The following is an 18,201-nucleotide window of genomic DNA, read 5'->3' as shown; positions in this document are numbered from 1 at the left end:
TACGGGGGCGTGCAGCGTCAAGGCTCCATCGGCGGCAGCGCCGCGATCCGCATACGTGTGACAGGAGGTGTCCTCCTCGTCGCACACCTGGCCCTCGTCGCCTGGCTGACGCTGCGACCCCTGGACGTCCCCTGGGTGATGCCCCCCAACCTGCGCCCCCTGGCCGGCATCCGCGCCGACCTGGCGCTGGGCTGGCCGCGGGCGGTCAGACCCCTCGGCGAGGGACTCGCGCTCCTCGCGCCGCTGGGCATCCTGCTGCCCATGGCGCACGGCAGACTCACCGTCTCCCCGCTCGCCTCCCTCCTCAGGTCCGCGGCCACCGGCGCCCTGCTCTCGCTGGGCATCGCACTCCTGCAGACCGGTGTGCCGGGCCGGGTCGTGGACATCGACTCCCTGCTGCTGAACACCCTCGGGGTGATCGTGGCCCACCTCGCCGTCGTGCCGGCCGCCCGCGCGAGACTGCGACGGCTGGAAGCGGCCGAGGACGGCACGGCCGGACAGCCCCTCACCCTGCACGGGGAGTTGTCTCAGGGTCGCACCCCGACGATTCCCAGGGTGGGGATCGCCCCGTAGAGCGACGCTTCGTCCCCTTCGTCTCCGTACCGTGGAAGACAGCTGGGGACGCCGTCCGGGCGGCCCCGACCACCGGCCCGTGACCGGGCCGGCGACCACGGAGGAGCCGTCATGACCGCCCTTGCCCGCCCCACCCACGGCCGCGTGATCGGCGGAGTGTGCGCCGCGCTGGCCCGGCGCTTCGGCACTTCGGCGACCACGATGCGCGTGATCTTCCTGGTGTCCTGCCTGCTGCCGGGCCCGCAGTTCCTGCTCTACATAGCGCTGTGGATCCTGCTGCCCGCCGAGGACAAGGCCCGCACCGCCTGGTGAGCGGTGTCAGCCGACCGGGACGCCGTTCACCGCCACGCCCTGCGTGGGCAGACCGTGCACCGGGAGCCCGCCGAGGAGACCGGCGACCGGGGCCGTCGGGCCCTGCGCGAGGACGCTTCCGACGGCCGGCTGCGCCGCGGCGAGATCCCTGGCGGCCGGCATCGCGGTGGCGACACCGGGCTCGGCCATCGACCCGACCTGCTGCGGCGTGCCGTCGCCGGACAGCGTGCCGGCGACCTGCTGGGCGGGCAGCGCGTCGGTGACGGTGCCGAGGGTCTGCGCGGCGTCCGGGACGGCCGGGGCCGCGCTGGCCATGCCCGCCCCGGCGGCGGCGAAGGCGGCACCGAGGGCGGCGACACCGAGGGTCTTGGCAGCAGACTGCTTCATTGTGGATGCGTCCTTGAATGCGGAGACGGAGATCGAACGATCTGAGCGGTCCCCGACCGTAAACACGCCGGACCACCCGCCGCAAACACCGAAATGCGGACGCCCTGTGAAAGCGTGTCCGCGTTCCGCGCCGGGGCGGGCTCCGCGTCTAGGCGTGCGGATCAGCGAAGCCGCTGGTGGTGGCCGTCTGCTGGAACAGCCATTCGGACTTCAGCTCCGCGTATCCGGGTTTGATGACGTCATTGATCATCGCGAGCCGTTCATCGAAAGGAATGAACGCCGACTTCATTCCATTGACGGTGAACCATTGCAGGTCGTCGAGCGTGTAACCGAATGCCTCGACGAGGTGCTCGAATTCCCGGCTCATGGTGGTGTCCGACATCAGCCGGTTGTCGGTGCTCACGGTGGCCCGGAAGTGCAGCCGGCGCAGCAGCCCGATCGGGTGCTCGGCGTAGGAGGACGCGGCCCCGGTCTGGAGGTTGGAGGTGGGGCACAGCTCCAGCGGGATCCGCTTGTCGCGGACGTACGACGCCAGCCTGCCGAGCTTCACCGAGCCGTCCTCGCGGACCTCGATGTCGTCGATGATCCGCACCCCGTGCCCGAGCCGGTCGGCCCCGCACCACTGCAGCGCCTGCCAGATGGACGGCAGGCCGAACGCCTCGCCCGCGTGGATGGTGAAGTGGAAGTTCGCGCGCTTGAGGTACTCGAAGGCGTCGAGGTGCCGGGTGGGCGGGTGGCCCGCCTCGGCCCCGGCGATGTCGAAGCCCACCACGCCGGAGTCCCGGTAGCGGTTGGCGAGTTCGGCGATCTCCAGTGAGCGGGCGGCGTGCCGCATCGCCGTCAGCAGCGCGCCGACCCGGATGCGGTGGCCGTTTCGCCGGGCGAGCCGTTCGCCCTGCCGGAACCCCTCGTCGACGGCCTCGACCACCTGCTCCAGGGTCAGGCCGCGTTCGAGGTGCTGCTCCGGCGCGTACCGCACCTCGGCGTAGACCACCCCGTCCGCGGCGAGGTCCTCGGCGCACTCGCGGGCGACCCGGACGAGCGCCTCGCGGGTCTGCATCACGCCGACGGTGTGCCTGAAGGTCTCCAGGTACCGTTCCAGCGAGCCGGAGTCGGCGGCCTCGTGGAACCACACGCCCAGCTTGCCGGGATCGGTCTCGGGGAGTTCCGGGTAGCCCGTCTCGCGGGCGAGCTCGACGACGGTGCCCGGGCGGAGACCGCCGTCGAGATGATCGTGCAGCAGAACCTTGGGCGCGCGGCGGATCTGGTCCGGCGTCGGAACGTGCGCCGGCACGGTCGCCGGGACGGGCCCGGTCGGTGCAGTCTGGCTCGTCATCTCCGCACTCTAACGCCTACGCGCGTAGAGAACCCGGAGGACGCGACGCTCACTCCCGGCACTTTTCCGTCGATACGCAATGGTGACCGCACGTACGGGTTTCGTACGCCGCGCCTTCTGACACTGTTCTGCCATGGGACAGCAAGCGGCGCCGGTCCGAACGGCCGGTCTGGGGAAGGCAGTCGGCCCGGCGCCGACGGCGGTCAGCGGAGCGGTGCTGCTGCTCCCCGGCGGGGCGGAGGTCTCCGCGCGCCGGCCGTCCCCCGTATGGGTGACGGTCTTCGTCCGCTCCCTGAGCCGCGCGCTCGCCCGCGCGGGCCGCGCCGAGGGCCTGGCCGTGCACCCCGTCCGCTACCGGTACCGGGGCTGGAACGGGAACCAGGCGCACCCGGCGGCGGACGCGGAGTGGGCGGCCGACGAGGTCGTGCGGCGGTACGGGGACGTGCCGGTCTGCCTGGTGGGGTTCGGCATGGGCGGGCGGGCGGCGCTGCGGGCCGGCGGGCACGAGGCGGTCGACTCCGTGGTCGCGCTGGCCCCCTGTCTGCCGGAGGAGGACGTGGCCGCCCCCGCCGAGCCGGTCAGGCAGCTGGCGGGGCGCAGGGTGCTGATCGTGCACGGCACGAACGACGAACGCAGCGACCCCGAGCTCTCGTTCAGGTACGCGGAGCGGGCGAAGAAGGCCAACCGGGAGGTCTGCCGGTTCGAAGTGCACTCCGACGGACACGCGTTGCACGGGCACCGGCACGAGGTGACCGCCCTGGCGGTCGACTTCGTCATGGGCGCCCTGTTCGGGCACGCGGTGTCGCGGCCGGTGGAGGACGCGCTCGCCGCCCCGCCGCCGATCGGGCTGCGGATGCCGCTGGCCGCCGGATTCGGGAAGTCGTTGCGGCGGTAGGCCCTCAGGGGAGCAGGCTCCCCCTCCTGGAGAGCAGGAACTTCTTGAAGGCGGCCACCGGCGGGGTGTCCGGCCGGTCGGCCAGCCAGGCGACGCCGATCTCGCGCGCGGCCCTGGGGGCCGTGACCGTCAGTTCCACCACGCCCGGTCTGGGAACGGTCGGCGGAGGCAGGAGGGCGACTCCGAGGCCGGCCGCGACCAGGCCCCGCAGGGTCTCCGCCTCCTCGCCCTCGAAGGCGACGTTCGGCCGGAACCCCGCCTGCCGGCACAGGTCGTCCGTGATGCGCCGCAGGCCGTAGCCCGGCTCGAGGGTGACGAAGGTTTCCTCGGACGCCTCGGCCAGCCGGATGCGGCGGCGGACCGCCAGGGGGTGGTCGGCGGGGACGACCAGGCGCAGCTTCTGCTCGTCCAGGCGGCGGGCGACCAGGTCGGGCGCGTCGGGGACCGGGGAGGTCAGGCACAGGTCCAGCTCGCCCGCCCGCAGCCCCTCCAGCATCGCCTCGCCGTAGTTCTGCACCAGGCTGAAGCGGACGCGCGGATGGTCGGCGCGGAAGGCGTGCAGCAGGCCCGGTACGGTCTCGGCGCCCATGGTGTGCAGGAAGCCGAAGGCGACCTTGCCGGTGGCCGGGTCGGCGTCCGCGCGGACCTCCTCGGCGGCGCGGTCGATCTCGGCGAGGGCGCGCTCGACGGAGGCGAGGAAGGTGCGGCCGGCGGTGGTGAGGGAGACCGTGCGGCCGTGGCGCGCGAACAGGTCGACGCCCAGGTCCTGCTCCAGGCGGGCCATCGCGCGGGACAGGGTGGACTGGGGGACGTTCATCTCCCGGGCGGCCCGGGTGACGTGCTCGGTGCGGGCCACGCCGGCGAAGTACGTGAGGCGCGGCGCGAGCAGCATCGACGTCTCGCCCATGTCTTTCATGTCACTGGACGGTGACAGCCGCGGCTGTGACCTCTGCTCATGCGCCATGGGAACGATTATGACGATTCCATGCATTGGACGGATGAGTGGGCCGTGCCTACGGTCGAGGCATGTCTCCCGCCAGTACCGGGGCGTCCACCGCCGTGGACGCCGTCATGTCCGTCCCCTCCTCCGGCTCCCCGGCCGACACCCGGATGACTCCGGGCGCCCCCGGCTACCGCCGGATGAGTCTCGCCCTCTTCCTCGCCGGTGTCGCGACCTTCGCCCTCCTCTACTCCACGCAGGCCCTGCTGCCGCTGATCTCGGGCGAGTTCGGGGTGGCGGCGAGCGAGGCGAGCTGGACGGTGGCGGCCGCGACCGGCGGACTGGCCCTGTTCGTGCTGCCCATGAGCGCCCTGTCGGAGCGCTTCGGCCGCCGCGCGGTGATGACCGGCTCGCTGGCCGTCGCGGTCACGGTCGGGATGCTGGTGCCCTTCGCGCCGTCGATCGGCGTGCTGGTGGTGCTGCGGGCGGTGCAGGGTGCGGCCCTGGCCGGGCTGCCGGCCTCGGCCCAGGCGTACCTCGCCGAGGAGGTCCGGCCGAAGGCGCTGGTCACGGCGATCGGGCTGTTCGTCGCGGGCAACAGCGTGGGCGGCATGAGCGGCCGGGTGATCACCGGCTGGGTGGCCCAGGAATGGGGCTGGCGGGTCTCGGTGGGGGTGATCGGCGCGATCGCGGTGGCGTGCGCGGTGGCGTTCCGGCTGCTGCTGCCGGCCCCGCGGCACTTCGAGGCGGGCTCGCTCCGGCCGCGCGTGCTGCTCGGCACGGTCCGCGGCCACCTCTCCGACCCGCTGCTGCGCCGCCTCTACGCGATCGGCGCGCTGTTCATGACGGTGTTCGGCGGCGTGTACACGGTGATCGGCTACCGCCTGACCGGGGCCCCGTTCGGGCTGCCGCAGGGCATCGTCGGCTCGATCTTCCTGGTGTACCTGGTGGGCACGGTGTCGGCCTCCGCGGCGGGCCGCCTGGTGGGCCGCCTCGGCCGCCGGGGCGCGCTGTACCTGGCGGGCGGCACGACGGCGGCGGGCCTGCTGCTCTCCCTGGCCGACACCCTCCCGCTGGTCCTGCTGGGCCTGGTGCTGATCACCGCCGGGTTCTTCGCCGGGCACGCGGTCGCCTCCTCGGCGGTCAGCAAGACGGCCACGCGCGGCCGTGCCCAGGCCTCGGCGCTCTACCAGTCCGCCTACTACATCGGCTCCAGCGCCGGCAGCACGGTCGGCGCGATCGCCTTCCACGCGAGCGGCTGGGCGGGCACGGTCACCGTCGGCGTCCTCGCCGTCCTCGGCGTCGTCACGATCACCGTCCTCGGCACGCGCGCGGCCCGGGTGGCGGCCCGGCGGGAACCGGCCGCGGCGCACTGACGATCCCGTCGCGCCCATGCCGCACACGCCCCCCGAGCTGGGCCTTCGCCCGCTCGGGGGGCCGTTGTCAGCGGGCTGCGGTAGCTTCCGGAGTGCTGGGCGCGAAGGCGCGCTGACACTGAGGCCGCAGGGGTGGGTGGACGATGGGCGACAGCACGGCGACGGCGGATCTCGACGTCGCACTGGAGAAGCACCGGACCGAACTGACCGGGTACTGCTACCGGATGCTCGGCTCGTCCTCCGAGGCCGAGGACGCGGTGCAGGACACCCTCGTGCGTGCCTGGCGGAGCCACGACCGGTTCGAGGGCCGGTCCTCCCTGCGCTCCTGGCTGTACCGGATCGCGACGAACGTGTGCCTGGACATGCTGTCGGCCGGGAACAAGCGGGCGCGTCCGATGGACCTCACCGAGTCGACGCCGCTCGCCCGGGCGGCCCTCGCCCCCCGCCCGGACAGCACGTGGCTGGAGCCGATGCCGGACGCGCGCGTGCTGCCGACGGTCGGTGACCCGGCGGAGGCGGCGGTCGCCAAGGAGTCGGTCCGGCTGGCGTTCATGGCGGCCCTGCAGCAGCTTCCGCCCAAGCAGCGGGCGGTGCTGATCCTGCGGGAGGTGCTGGCCTGGAGGGCGAGCGAGGTCGCCGAACTGCTGGACACGACGGTGGCTTCGGTCAACAGCGCGCTGCAGCGGGCCCGGGCGACGCTCGCCGAGCGCCGGGAGTCGGGACCCGAGGGCGCGGTCTCCGACCCGCTGGACGAGGAGCAGCGCAAGCTGCTGGAGCGCTACGTCGCGGCGTTCGAAGACTACGACATGACCGCGCTGACGGCGTTGCTGCACGAGGACGCGGTCATGACGATGCCGCCGTTCGACCTGTGGCTGCGCGGCACGGCCGACATCACGGGATTCATGACCACCCTGGGCGCCTCCTGCGCCGGCTCCCGTCTGCTGCCCGTCCACGCCAACGGTCTGCCGGGGTTCGCCCACTACAAGCCGGACGAGGACAACGGCGGCTTCACCCCCTGGGCGGTGCAGATCCTGGAGATCTCACAGGGCCGCATCACCGGTTTCCACTGCTTCCTCGACACCAGGCGCTGGTTCCCCCTCTTCGACCTGCCCCTCCACCTCGAACCGGAGGCCGACGAGGCCGAGCAGGGACGGTAGCGCCGGATCGGGGTCCCGCAGCCGGATCCGTCCGCCGGCCCGGCGGGCGGTCAGCGCGAGCCGGGCGAGCAGGTCCACGGCGCCGAGCCCGGGCGGCCCGAGGCCGGCCGCGTCGCAGACGACGATGCCGGCCCCGCTCCCCTCCAGCAGCGTCCGTACGGCGTCGCACAGCGCGGCCACCTGGTCCCGGGCGACGGGACCGGGCAGCACGAGCACGGGCGGTGTCCTGGCATCCACGTGCGGTAGACCGGCGCGGCGGGCGGAACTCATCGGGCGGGGCGGGGGCGTTGAGTACGTCCGCTGAGTAGGAGCGCTCATGTCCGCACCGGCGGGCGGCGGCAGGATGCCGGTCATGACACGAGCAGCGCCCGCCCCGACCGCTCCGCGGCCCTACGGCAAGGTCCGCGCCTTCTGTGCCCTGGCACTGGCCGTGACCGCCCTCGCCGCCGTCGGCCTCTGGCTGAAGTGGGCCTGGGAGGGCGACTCCTTCCCGGTCGCCGACCCGGCCGTGACCGCCGACCGGCTGGACGGCCGCGCCGGGGAGGTCTACGACGCGCTCGGACTGCCGGACGCCCACCTGGACCGGGAGTGGCCGGGCAGCGGCGTGGAGGCCGAGGAGGACTGTTACTGGACCAGCGGGCTGAGCCATCTCGGCGACCAGCTCAGCGACTCGCCCCCGCACGTGAAGGGGGTCGTCACCGTCCGCACCGAGTGGGCCCTGAAGGGGATCACGGCCGAGGCCGGGCAGTCGGCGCTGCGGCGGGCCCGGACCCGGCTGGAGCGGCAGGGCTGGGACGCGACCACGTCCACGGCGGCCGGCAAAGTCGTCTCGCTGGAGGCGACCCCGCCCGGCGGCGGTGCGACCGTACACGTCAGGACGTACCCGCGAGGCCGTCTCGAAGTGTTCGCCACCGCGGGCTGCACCCGCCTCCCCGAAGGCGTCACCACCGACACCCTCGGCCGGGTCGACCTCCCGCCCCAGCGGCTGCCGGGACGACTGCGCGGTTGACGCGGGCCGCGGGGCACGGGTCCGGCGAAGATCACATTGACCGGCTCGCGCCCTCCCCCGGAGGGTGGTCCCCGTGCAGGGGGTGCTTAGCGGGTTCGCGGTGATCGCGGTCGTCATCGGTGTGGGCTACGTGCTCGGGCGGCGCGGGACGCTCGGCGAGCAGGGCGGCGAGGTGCTGACGAGGCTGGCCTTCACCGTGGCCGGTCCCGCGCTGCTGTTCACCACCCTGGCGAAGGCCGACCTGACGCTGCTGTTCTCCAGCCGCCTGCTGGTGACGGCGCTGAGCACCGGCGCGGTGGCCGGGGTCTTCGTCGCGGTGGGCACCGTACGGCACTGGGGTGTGGGCCGCACCACGATCGGCGCCCTGTGCGCCGGTTACGTCAACTCGGGCAACCTGGGCATCCCGATCGCGGCGTACGTCCTCGGGGACGCGTCCCTGGTGGCACCGGTGCTGCTGTTCCAGGTCGTGCTGGTCACGCCGGTCGCACTCACGATCCTCGACCTGTCGGGCGCCGGCGAGAAGGGCACGGTGTGGCAGCGGCTGCTCACCCCACTGCGCAACCCCATCGCGGTCGGCTCCCTGTCGGGCGTGGTGGTGTCGGCGGCCGGTCTGCGGCTTCCCGGTCCGCTGCTGAACCCGCTCACCCTGATCGGCAACATGTCCGTACCGGCCGCCCTGCTGGTCTTCGGCATGGCCCTGCACGGCAGTACGGCCCCCGGCCGGGGACGGGACCGCCACCCGGTCCTGCTGGCGGTGGCGCTGAAGTCACTGGGCCAGCCCGCGGTCGCCTGGGTCCTGGCCGCGCCCCTCTTCGGCCTCCACGGCGCACCCCTGCTGGACGTGGTGGTCACCTCGGCGCTCCCGGCCGCCCAGAACCTGTTCACCTACGCCAGCCGCTACCGCGTCGCCGAGTCCCTGGCCCGCGAGTCGGTCCTGCTGTCGACGGTGGTCTCGGTGCCGGTGCTGGTGGGGGTGGCGGCGGTGCTCGGGTGACGCGTGATCAGCCGACGGGGAACTCGCCGGTGTCGATCGTCACGCCGAACGGCTCGGGCAGCCTGATGGGATCACCGAACTTCACCGCGCTCAGGACCCGGTAGACGTCTCCCTTGGGTTCCCCGTAGAGCGTCGCCGTGGGGCCTCCGGGGGCCCAGGGGTCGATGAGGAGATACAGCGGGATCCCGGCGGTGGCGTAGGCGGCGGGCTTGCTGACGCGGTCGTGGCGGGCGTTGGACTTGGACGTCACCTCGACGACGAGTTCGGCGAGGGCGGCGGGGATGTGGGTGTCCGATTCTGCGCACTCGGGCAACGGAACGACCACAAGGTCCGGGATGAGCATTCCCAGTCGAGAGGGCACGGCGATGCCCAGTGTCTGATAAATCCCCCAGTCGTCGGGGATCACAGAGTAGAGGCGACGCTGAATTCGCTCCGCGATGACGTTGTGGCGGAATGCCGGAGCAGGTGACACGGTGACGATCCCCTCGATGATCTCCACCTTGCTGCCCTCGGGCCAGTCCATCTCCTCCCAGAACCGGACGAGGTCGTCCCAGCTCTGCTCGGGGTCCTGGCTCACGGTGAGTGCGCTCATGGCGGTCTCCTATCGGTGCGTCACCGATCCCAGCATGCCGAACGGGACCGGTGGGGGTCCACCGGTCCCGTTCACCCGATCGAGGAAACCGCAGGTCAGGCGATACGTTCCAGCACAACCGGCGTGGCCTTGAAGCCGGTTCCCTCCGCCTCGATGTCGTAGGCGCCCTGGACCGCCTGGAGGGCGTACTCGAAGCGCTCGGGGGTGTCGGTGTGCAGGGTCAGCAGGGGCTGGCCCTCCGTCACCGGGTCGCCCGGCTTGGCGTGCATCTCGACGCCCGCCGCCGCCTGCACCGGGTCCTCCTTGCGGGCGCGGCCGGCGCCCAGGCGCCAGGCGGCGACGCCGATGTCGTAGGCGTCGAGCCGGGTCAGCACGCCGGAGGACGGGGCCGTGATGACGTGCTGCTCCCGGGACGTGGGCAGCGCCGCGTCCGGGTCGCCGCCCTGGGCCGCGATCATCCGGCGCCACACGTCCATCGCCGAGCCGTCGGCCAGCGCCTTCGCCGGGTCGGCGTCCTTGATGCCGGCCGCGTCGAGCATCTCGCGGGCGAGGGCGATCGTCAGCTCGACCACGTCCGCCGGGCCGCCGCCCGCCAGGACCTCCACCGACTCGCGGATCTCCAGGGCGTTGCCCGCGGTGAGGCCGAGCGGGGTGGACATGTCGGTCAGCAGCGCGACGGTCTTCACGCCGTGGTCCGTGCCGAGGCCGACCATGGTCGACGCCAGTTCACGGGCGTCCTCGATCGTCTTCATGAAGGCGCCGGTGCCGACCTTCACGTCCAGGACCAGGGAGCCGGTGCCCTCGGCGATCTTCTTCGACATGATCGAGGACGCGATCAGCGGGATCGCCTCGACCGTGCCGGTGACGTCGCGCAGGGCGTAGAGCTTCTTGTCGGCGGGGGCCAGGCCGTCGCCCGCCGCGCAGATCACCGCGCCCGTGGTGTCGAGGACGTCCAGCATCTCCTCGTTGGAGAGCAGGGCGCGCCAGCCGGGGATCGACTCCAGCTTGTCCAGGGTGCCGCCGGTGTGGCCGAGGCCCCGGCCGGAGAGCTGCGGGACGGCCGCGCCGCAGGCCGCGACGAGCGGGGCCAGCGGCAGGGTGATCTTGTCGCCGACGCCGCCGGTGGAGTGCTTGTCGGCCGTCGGGCGGGACAGCGCCGAGAAGTCCATGCGCTCGCCGGAGGCGATCATGGCCGCCGTCCAGCGGGCGATCTCGCGGCGGTTCATGCCGTTGAGCAGGATCGCCATGGCGAGCGCGGACATCTGCTCGTCGGCGACCTCGCCACGGGTGTACGCGTCGATGACCCAGTCGATCTGCTCGTCGGTCAGCTCGCCGCGGTCCCGCTTGGTGCGGATGACGGAGATGGCGTCCATGGCCATGGCTATGGCTTCCTTCCGAAGGTGCGAAGTGCACGGCCCCCCTGAGCGGGTCAGGGGGGCCGTACGGGAGTTACTTGGTGAGATGGCCCGGGCCGAAGGCCTGGGGCAGCATCTCGGAGAGCGTCAGTACGCCCTCGGGCGTGTCCAGCAGCAGGCCGGGGCCGCCGAACTCGTACAGCAGCTGGCGGCAGCGGCCGCACGGCACGAGCAGGGCGCCCTCGCCGTCCACGCAGGTGAAGTGCGTCAGGCGGCCGCCGCCCGTGCGCTGCAGCTGGGAGACCAGCCCGCACTCGGCGCACAGACCGAGGCCGTAGGAGGCGTTCTCGACGTTGCAGCCGGAGACCGTGCGCCCGTCGTCGACCAGGGCGGCCGCGCCGACCCGGTACTTCGAGTAGGGGACGTAGGCGTGGGTCATGGCCTCCCGGGCCTCGGCGCGCAGCGGCTCCCAGTCGAAGCCGGCGTCCGGGCGCGCCGTCACTTGCCCTGTCCCTTCCGGTAGCGCATGCCGTCCGCCTTCGGCATCCGCAGGCGCTGCGCGGACAGCGACAGCACGAGCAGCGTGACGACGTACGGGGTGGCGCCCACGAAGTCGCTCGGGACCTCGTCGGTGAGCAGGTACCAGGCCAGCACGAGCCCGCCCACGATGAGGCTGATCGCGCCCTGCCAGACGGCGGTGCGGTACAGCTTCCAGCCGGCGAGGACCACGAGCAGGACGACCAGCAGGAGCAGCAGCGCGTGCACGGTCGTGCCGCCGTTGCGCAGCTGGAGCGCGTCGGAGTAGCCGAACAGGCCCGCACCCATGGCGAGACCGCCCGGACGCCAGTTGCCGAAGATCATCGCCGCGAGGCCGATGTAGCCGCGGCCGCCGGTCTGGCCCTCCAGGTAGGTGTGGGAGGTGACCAGCGCGAGGAAGGCGCCGCCGAGACCGGCGAGGCCGCCGGAGACGGCCACGGCCGCGTACTTGTAGCGGTAGACGTCGACGCCCAGGGACTCGGCGGCGGTCGGGTTCTCACCGCAGGACCGCAGCCGCAGGCCGAACGGCGTGCGCCACAGCAGCCACCAGCTGGCGACGAACAGCACCACGGCCAGGATCGTGATCACCGACAGGTTGGTGATCAGGCCGCCGACGATGCCGGCGAGGTCGGAGACCAGGAACCAGTGGTGCTTCTCCAGCGAGGAGAGGCCGTCCGAGAGACCGGGGACGGTGACGTGGGGCAGCGAGTCCACCGGCGGGGACTGCTTGGGGTTGCCGCCCGCCTCCGCGGGCTTGCCGTCGGCGAAGAACAGCTTGGCGAGGTACTGGGTGGTACCGAGCGCGAGCAGGTTGACCGCGACGCCGGAGACGATGTGGTCGACACCGAAGGTGATGGTGGCGACGGCGTGCACCAGGCCGCCGAGGACACCGAAGCCGATGCCGCACAGCAGGCCGAGCCAGGGGCTGGACTGCCAGCCGATCCAGCCGGCGCCGAAGGTGCCGAGGATCATCATGCCTTCGAGGCCGATGTTGACCACGCCGGCCCGCTCGGACCACAGGCCGGCGAGACCCGCGAGGCCGATCGGCACGGCGAGGCCGAGGGCGGCGCCGACCTGTCCGGCGGAGTCGAGCTGGTTGGCGCCGGTGATCACGCGGACCGCCGCCAGGAGCAGCAGGGCGCCCGCGACGATCATGAGGACCTGGCCGGTGGAGCGGCCGGAGCGCTGCGGCGCGCCCGCCGCCTTGGGGGCCGCCGGCGGCGGCGCGTCGGTCATCGTGGCAGTCATCACGCCACCTCCTGCTTCTTCGTCGCGGCGGCGGCCTGGGCGGCGAGTTCGGCGCCGACCTTCTGCTGCTGGCGCTTCAGGCCGTAGCGGCGCACGACCTCGTAGGCAATGACGACGCACAGGACGATGACGCCCTGGATGACGCCGAGGATTTCCTTGTCGTAACCCTGGAATTCCAGGTGGTTCGTGGTGCGCTCCAGGAAGCCCCAGAGCAGGGCGCCGAGCGCGATGCCGATCGGGTTGTTGCGGCCGAGCAGCGCGATGGCGATACCGGTGAAGCCGATACCCGCCGGGAAGTCGTTGCTGAACTGGTGGCTGTCGTTGAGCAGGGTCGGCATGCCGATCAGGCCGGCCACCGCACCCGAGATGATCATGCTGGTGGCGACCATCTTCTTCACCGACACGCCGCTCGCGCTCGCGGCGCTCTCGGACTGGCCGACGGTGCGCAGGTCGAAGCCGAAGCGGGTGCGGCCGAGGACGAACCAGTACGCGATGCCGACGAGCACGGCGACGACGACGAAGCCCCACAGCACACCGGCCGGGCCGGTGTCGAAGCTGAAGAAGTACGAGGACGCCGGCAGCGGCTTGGTGGAGACGAGGGTGCCCGCCTGGTCCAGCTGGCCGAGCTTCCCGGGCTGGAGCAGGTAGGCGATGATCGCGGTGGCGATCGAGTTCAGCATGATCGTCGAGATGACCTCGCTGACGCCCCGGGTCACCTTGAGGATGCCGGCGATGGCCGCCCACAGGGCACCGGTCGCCATCGCGCACAGGATGATCAGCGGGATGGCGATCCAGCCGGGCGCGGTGAGCGCCCCGCCGAGGACGGCGGCGATGAACGCGGCGAGCCGGTACTGGCCGTCGACGCCGATGTTGAACAGGTTCATGCGGAAGCCGATGGCCACCGCGACACCCGCCAGGTAGTACGTCGTCGCCTTGTTCAGGATGTAGACCTGGCTGTCGCTGGCGAAGCCGTACGTCACCATGTCGCTGAACGCGTCGCCGGGGTTCTTGCCGGTCGCGAGGATCACCAGGGCGGTGACGACGAGCGCGGCGACGACCGCCAGCAGCGGCGCGGCGATGCCGAGGAGCAGCCGCTCCTTGTCGATGCGTTGGGTCAGCTTCTTCATCGCTCGTCGTCCTCTGTGCTCTCCAGGTGGCCGGTGGCCGCACCCGTCATGGCGGAGCCCAGCTCCTCGGGGGTGATCGTGGCGGGGTCGGCGTCGGCGACCAGGCGGCCGCGGTACATCACCCGCAGAGTGTCGGAGAGCCCGATCAGCTCGTCCAGGTCGGCCGAGATCAGCAGCACGGCAAGGCCCTCGCGGCGGGCCTGGCGGATGTGGTCCCAGATCGCGGCCTGTGCGCCGACGTCCACACCGCGGGTGGGGTGGGCGGCGATGAGCAGCTTGGGCTCGTGGCTCATCTCGCGGCCGACGATCAGCTTCTGCTGGTTGCCGCCGGACAGCGAGGCAGCGGTCACGTCGATACCGGGGGTGCGGACGTCGTAGGCCTCGACGATGCGCTGGGTGTCGGCGCGGGCGCCCTTGAGGTCGAGCAGTCCGCCGCGCGAGTTGGGCTTCTCGGTGACGTGGCCGAGGATGCGGTTCTCCCAGAGCGGCGCTTCCAGCAGCAGGCCGTGGCGGTGGCGGTCCTCGGGGATGTAGCCGATGCCGGACTCGCGGCGGTCGCGGGTGGGGGTGTGGGAGATGTCGGCGCCGTCGAGGGTGACGACGCCGGCGTCGGGCCGGCGCATGCCCATGATCGCCTCGACCAGCTCGGACTGGCCGTTGCCCTCCACACCGGCGATGCCGAGGACCTCGCCCTTGTGGATGGTGAAGGAGATCTCGTCCAGGATGATCCGCTCGACGCCGTCGAGGTCGGTCTGCGACAGGTGCACACCGTCCAGCTGGAGCATCGGGACGTCCGTGACGGTGGACTCCTCGGTCTCCGGCGTGGGCAGCTCGCTGCCGACCATCAGCTCGGCGAGCTGCTTGGGGGTGGTGCCCCGCGGCTCGACCGTGCCGACGGTGGTGCCGCGCCGGATGACGGTGATCTCGTCGGCGACGGACAGCACCTCGCCCAGCTTGTGGGAGATGAAGATGACGGTGAGGCCCTCGGCCTTCAGCTCGCGCAGGTTGTCGAAGAGCGCGTCGACCTCCTGCGGCACGAGCACGGCGGTCGGCTCGTCCAGGATGAGGGTCCTGGCGCCGCGGTAGAGGACCTTGAGGATCTCCACGCGCTGGCGGTCGGCGACGCCGAGCTCCTCCACGAGGACGTCGGGCCGGATGCCCAGGCCGTACGCGTCGGAGATCTCCCTGATCTTCGTGCGCGCCTTGCCGCCGATGCCGTACAGCTTCTCCGCGCCGAGGACGACGTTCTCGAGGACGGTGAGGTTGTCGGCGAGCATGAAGTGCTGGTGCACCATGCCGATGCCGCGGGCGATGGCGTCACCGGGGTTGTGGAAGGTGACCTGTTCGCCGTTGACCGTGATGGTGCCCTCGTCCGGCTGCTGCATGCCGTAGAGGATCTTCATCAGGGTCGACTTGCCGGCGCCGTTCTCGCCGCAGAGGGCGTGTACGGTGCCCGTGCGGACCGTGATGTCGATGTCGCGGTTGGCGACGACGCCGGGGAAACGCTTGGTGATGCCGCGCAGTTCGACGGCAGCGGGAGGGCTGGACGCGTTGATGGCGCACTCTCCTCGGGGAAAAGGGGATGCGGGGAGGGGGCAGGCGTCGGCGACGCTAGCGCGGCAACTCAATGCTACACGCGTAGAGTTGACACATTGTTATGGCTCGGCGGGGAGCTGCGGAAGCCGCTCCCGCGCCGAGCCCAGGTCCGACGGGACCCGTCAGGTCACGGGGTGGTCTTGACCTTGACGGAGCCGTCGACGATCTTCTTCTTCGCCGCGTCCAGCTTGCCCTGGATGTCGTCGATGAAGCCGCCGCTGGTGGACAGCGAGACGCCGTCCTTGCTGAGCGAGTAGCTGTTGGTGCCGGTCAGCGGCTTGCCGCCGTGGACGGACTTGACGAAGTCGTAGACACCGAGGTCGACGTTCTTGACCATCGAGGTCAGGATCGAGTTCTTGTACTTGGCCAGACCCGGGATGCTGTACTGGTCCGAGTCGACGCCGATGGCCCAGGCGCCCTTCTTGCCGTTGACGGCCTCGATCGCACCGTTGCCGGAGGAGCCGGCCGCGGAGTAGATCACGTCGGCGCCGTTGTCCAGCATGCCGGCCGCGGCCTCCTTGCCCTTGTCGGGGCTGGCGAAGCCGGAGGTGTCCGAGCCGTGGCTCAGGTACTGGGTGTCGACCTTGATCTTCGGGTTGGTGTCCTTGACGCCCTGGACGTAGCCCGCCTCGAACTTCTTGATCAGCGGGACGTCGACACCGCCGATGAAGCCGACGTGCTTCGTCTTGGACTTCAGCGCGGCGGCGACGCCGGCCAGGTAGGAGCCCTGCTCCTCGGTGAAGGTGATGCTGTCGACGTTCTTGGCGTCCACCACCGAGTCGACGATGCCGAAGTTGGTCTTCGGGTACTTCGCCGCGACCTTGCCCATCGAGGCGGCGTAGGCGTAGCCGACACCGATGATCGGGTTGTACCCGGCCTCGGCCAGGTCGGACAGGCGCTGCTCGCGGTCGGCCTCGGTGTCCGAGGTCTTCGCGGTCAGCTCCTTGATCTCGCCGCCGAACTCCTTCTTGGCCTTGTCGGCACCGCGGGCGGCGGAGTCGTTGAAGGAGCGGTCGCCACGACCGCCGACGTCGAAGGCGAGACCGATCTTGACGCCCTTGCCGCCACCCGAGGAGGAGGGCGAGCTGGACTCGTTGTCGGAGGAGGTGCTGCCACAGGCAGTGGCAGTCACGGCGAGAGCTGCGGTCGCGATACACGCAGCGGAAAGCTTGGCTACCCGGCGCACGGGAGGCTCCTTCACCTGACCTGAGCGCCGTGTCGGCGCTTGATGTGAGCACCATGTCAGTGCCTCAGCCGAGGCGCCCCCATTGGCGTCGGCTTCGCGGCATCGTAACGCGCGTAGATGTCGCAAAAAACCCTCTCGCGACTCCGTTATCGATTCGAGGCAAACACCATCTGAACTCGGACTCCGAGCCCTCTCACGGCGATGTTGCACACCGTGTGCGAATGGCTTGCGACTGTGTTGCGCCGGCCGGTGAAAGGGTGCACGCGCGAGGGTCCCGCCCGGCGCGGGAGGCCCGCGCCGGGGTCCACACCCGAGTGCTCCGTCACCTCTCCGTCGCGTCCGCCTCCAGGAAGGCGGCCGCGGTGAACATCTCCACGCCGACCGTGATCGCACTCTCGTCCGCGTCGAAGTCACCCTGGTGCAGGTCGCGCACCGTGCGGTCGCCGGGCCGGCGCACTCCGAGGCGGGCCATCGCGCCGGGCACCTCCTCCAGGTACCAGGAGAAGTCCTCGCCGCCGAGGCTCTGCTCCGTGCTCTCCACGGAGCCCATGCCCCGCCGGGCGACCATGGCCCGGCGCAGCAGCTCGGTGGACTCCCGGTCGTTGACCACGGGCGGCACGCCGCGCATGTAGTTGATCTCCGACTTGGCGCGGTGCAGCGTGGCGACCTCGTCGATGGCCGCGTGCACGATGTCGGGGGCGTCCCGCCAGGCGTTGATGTCCAGGCAGCGCACGGTGCCGGACAGCTCGGCGTGCTGCGGGACGACGTTGGGCGCGTGGCCGGACTCGATCCGGCCCCAGGTCACGGCGAGTCCGGCGCGGGTGTCGACGCGCCGGGCGACGAGCGCGGGCACGTCGATGGCGACGCGGGCGGCGGCGGTGACCAGGTCGGTGGTCAGGTGGGGGCGGGCGGTGTGCCCGCCGGGCCCGTCCAGGGCGATCTCCAGACGGTCGCAGGCGCTGGTGATCGGCCCGTGCCGCAGCCCGACCTTCCCGGCGTCCACCCTGGGGTCGCAGTGCACGGCGAGGATCCGGCCGACGCCCTCGAGCGCCCCGTCGGCGATGGCCCCGATGGCCCCGCCGGGCAGCACCTCCTCGGCGGGCTGGAAGATCAGCCGGACCGGCCGGGACAGCAGCCCCTTGGCGTGCAGGTCGGCGAGGACCAGCCCGGTGCCGAGCACGACGGTCGTGTGGACGTCGTGACCGCACGCGTGCGCACGGTCGGGCACGGTCGACCGGTAGGGGCAGTCCGTCTTCATGTCGGGGATGGGCAGGGCGTCGATGTCCGCCCGCAGCGCCAGCATCGGCACGGCCGGGCGCTCACCCTCCGCGATCCCGATGTCACAGACGAGTCCGGTCCCGATGGCGAGGACGCGGGGCTTGAGCCCGGCCCGCTCCAGCCGCTCCTTGATCGCGGCGGTCGTACGGAACTCCTGGTTGCCCAGCTCTGGGTGCATGTGCAAGTCGCGGCGGAAGGCGACGAGTTCGGCGTGCAGGGACTCGCTCAGCGCGCCGGGGAGCACATCCCCCGCGAGGCCGGCCTCGGACTCTAGGGACATCAATTGCTTCACCCTCTGAAGGG

The 18,201-nt window shown here is 71.8% G+C and carries 19 protein-coding genes; 7 read left to right on the top strand and 12 right to left on the bottom strand.

Features of this window, described 5'->3' with window-relative positions; all coding sequences use genetic code 11:
- Positions 1–9 precede the first annotated feature (9 nt).
- Both IE177_RS01650 and IE177_RS01645 read left to right on the top strand, forming a co-directional pair.
- Positions 10–573, top strand: a complete 564-nt coding sequence (locus IE177_RS01650) for a VanZ family protein (protein ID WP_190012866.1) — start codon at positions 10–12, stop codon at positions 571–573.
- Positions 574–684: 111 nt separating this feature from the next.
- Positions 685–885, top strand: coding sequence for a PspC domain-containing protein (locus IE177_RS01645; RefSeq protein WP_190012865.1), 201 nt, complete (start codon positions 685–687; stop codon positions 883–885).
- A gap of 6 nt (positions 886–891) precedes the next feature.
- Here IE177_RS01645 and IE177_RS01640 read toward each other — a convergent pair whose 3' ends face one another.
- Together IE177_RS01640 and IE177_RS01635 are read right to left on the bottom strand one after the other, a co-directional pair.
- Positions 892–1,272, bottom strand: a complete 381-nt coding sequence (locus IE177_RS01640) for an ATP-binding protein (protein ID WP_190012864.1) — start codon at positions 1,270–1,272, stop codon at positions 892–894.
- A 148-nt stretch (positions 1,273–1,420) separates the two neighbouring features.
- Positions 1,421–2,608 carry an adenosine deaminase gene (locus IE177_RS01635; protein ID WP_190012863.1) on the bottom strand — a complete coding sequence of 396 codons (1,188 nt, stop codon included), beginning with the start codon at positions 2,606–2,608 and terminating at the stop codon, positions 1,421–1,423.
- A gap of 133 nt (positions 2,609–2,741) precedes the next feature.
- Here IE177_RS01635 and IE177_RS01630 point away from each other — a divergent pair, with 133 nt between their 5' ends.
- Positions 2,742–3,503 (top strand): alpha/beta hydrolase, encoded by a 762-nt coding sequence (locus tag IE177_RS01630; protein ID WP_190012862.1) that lies wholly within the window; start codon positions 2,742–2,744, stop codon positions 3,501–3,503.
- A gap of 4 nt (positions 3,504–3,507) precedes the next feature.
- Here the strand turns inward: IE177_RS01630 and IE177_RS01625 are convergent, their stop codons facing one another.
- Positions 3,508–4,467 carry a LysR family transcriptional regulator gene (locus tag IE177_RS01625; RefSeq protein WP_190012861.1) on the bottom strand — a complete coding sequence of 320 codons (960 nt, stop codon included), beginning with the start codon at positions 4,465–4,467 and terminating at the stop codon, positions 3,508–3,510.
- A gap of 62 nt (positions 4,468–4,529) precedes the next feature.
- Between IE177_RS01625 and IE177_RS01620 the strand changes: the two genes are divergently transcribed.
- Entirely contained in the window at positions 4,530–5,819 is a 1,290-nt protein-coding gene (locus IE177_RS01620; RefSeq protein ID WP_190012860.1) for an MFS transporter, read from the top strand.
- Positions 5,820–5,962: 143 nt separating this feature from the next.
- Positions 5,963–6,976: a sigma-70 family RNA polymerase sigma factor gene (locus IE177_RS01615; protein WP_190012859.1), complete on the top strand. Its 1,014-nt coding sequence runs from the start codon at positions 5,963–5,965 to the stop codon at positions 6,974–6,976.
- Here IE177_RS01615 and IE177_RS01610 read toward each other — a convergent pair.
- The gene (locus IE177_RS01610; RefSeq protein WP_190013332.1) at positions 6,860–7,246 is read right to left on the bottom strand and encodes an STAS domain-containing protein; all 387 of its coding nucleotides are present in this window, start codon (positions 7,244–7,246) and stop codon (positions 6,860–6,862) included. The genes IE177_RS01615 and IE177_RS01610 overlap by 117 nt on opposite strands.
- 82 nt (positions 7,247–7,328) lie before the next feature.
- Here IE177_RS01610 and IE177_RS01605 point away from each other — a divergent pair, with 82 nt between their 5' ends.
- Positions 7,329–7,985 carry a hypothetical protein gene (locus IE177_RS01605; protein WP_190012858.1) on the top strand — a complete coding sequence of 219 codons (657 nt, stop codon included), beginning with the start codon at positions 7,329–7,331 and terminating at the stop codon, positions 7,983–7,985.
- A gap of 73 nt (positions 7,986–8,058) precedes the next feature.
- The gene (locus IE177_RS01600) at positions 8,059–8,979 is read left to right on the top strand and encodes an AEC family transporter (protein WP_190012857.1); all 921 of its coding nucleotides are present in this window, start codon (positions 8,059–8,061) and stop codon (positions 8,977–8,979) included.
- 7 nt (positions 8,980–8,986) lie between these two features.
- On the opposite strand, the gene IE177_RS01595 is transcribed toward IE177_RS01600, so the two are convergent.
- The 8 genes from IE177_RS01595 to IE177_RS01560 form a co-directional block, all read right to left on the bottom strand.
- Complete coding sequence (locus IE177_RS01595) at positions 8,987–9,571, bottom strand: Uma2 family endonuclease (protein WP_190012856.1); 585 nt, start codon at positions 9,569–9,571, stop codon at positions 8,987–8,989.
- A gap of 95 nt (positions 9,572–9,666) precedes the next feature.
- On the bottom strand, positions 9,667–10,944 hold the full coding sequence (locus tag IE177_RS01590) for a thymidine phosphorylase (RefSeq protein ID WP_190013331.1): 1,278 nt from the start codon (positions 10,942–10,944) through the stop codon (positions 9,667–9,669).
- Between the two features lie 76 nt (positions 10,945–11,020).
- Positions 11,021–11,428, bottom strand: a complete 408-nt coding sequence (locus IE177_RS01585) for a cytidine deaminase (RefSeq protein ID WP_190012855.1) — start codon at positions 11,426–11,428, stop codon at positions 11,021–11,023.
- Complete coding sequence (locus IE177_RS01580) at positions 11,425–12,711, bottom strand: ABC transporter permease (protein WP_190012854.1); 1,287 nt, start codon at positions 12,709–12,711, stop codon at positions 11,425–11,427. The genes IE177_RS01585 and IE177_RS01580 overlap by 4 nt, the downstream gene beginning before the upstream one ends.
- Positions 12,711–13,838 carry an ABC transporter permease gene (locus tag IE177_RS01575; protein WP_190012853.1) on the bottom strand — a complete coding sequence of 376 codons (1,128 nt, stop codon included), beginning with the start codon at positions 13,836–13,838 and terminating at the stop codon, positions 12,711–12,713. Before IE177_RS01575 ends, IE177_RS01580 begins: the two co-directional genes overlap by 1 nt.
- Entirely contained in the window at positions 13,835–15,394 is a 1,560-nt protein-coding gene (locus tag IE177_RS01570; protein WP_373305014.1) for an ABC transporter ATP-binding protein, read from the bottom strand. The genes IE177_RS01575 and IE177_RS01570 overlap by 4 nt, the downstream gene beginning before the upstream one ends.
- A 167-nt stretch (positions 15,395–15,561) precedes the next feature.
- Entirely contained in the window at positions 15,562–16,620 is a 1,059-nt protein-coding gene (locus IE177_RS01565) for a BMP family lipoprotein (RefSeq protein ID WP_190012852.1), read from the bottom strand.
- A 322-nt stretch (positions 16,621–16,942) separates the two neighbouring features.
- A complete protein-coding gene (locus IE177_RS01560; RefSeq protein WP_190012851.1) occupies positions 16,943–18,178 on the bottom strand; it encodes an amidohydrolase in 1,236 nt (411 codons plus the stop codon).
- Between the last annotated feature and the right edge of the window lie 23 nt (positions 18,179–18,201).

Source organism: Streptomyces lucensis JCM 4490 (genome assembly GCF_014650035.1).
Taxonomy (GTDB): Bacteria; Actinomycetota; Actinomycetes; order Streptomycetales; family Streptomycetaceae; genus Streptomyces; species Streptomyces lucensis.
Note: the sequence above shows the minus strand (reverse complement) of the source record. Positions and strands in the feature narration are given on the sequence as shown.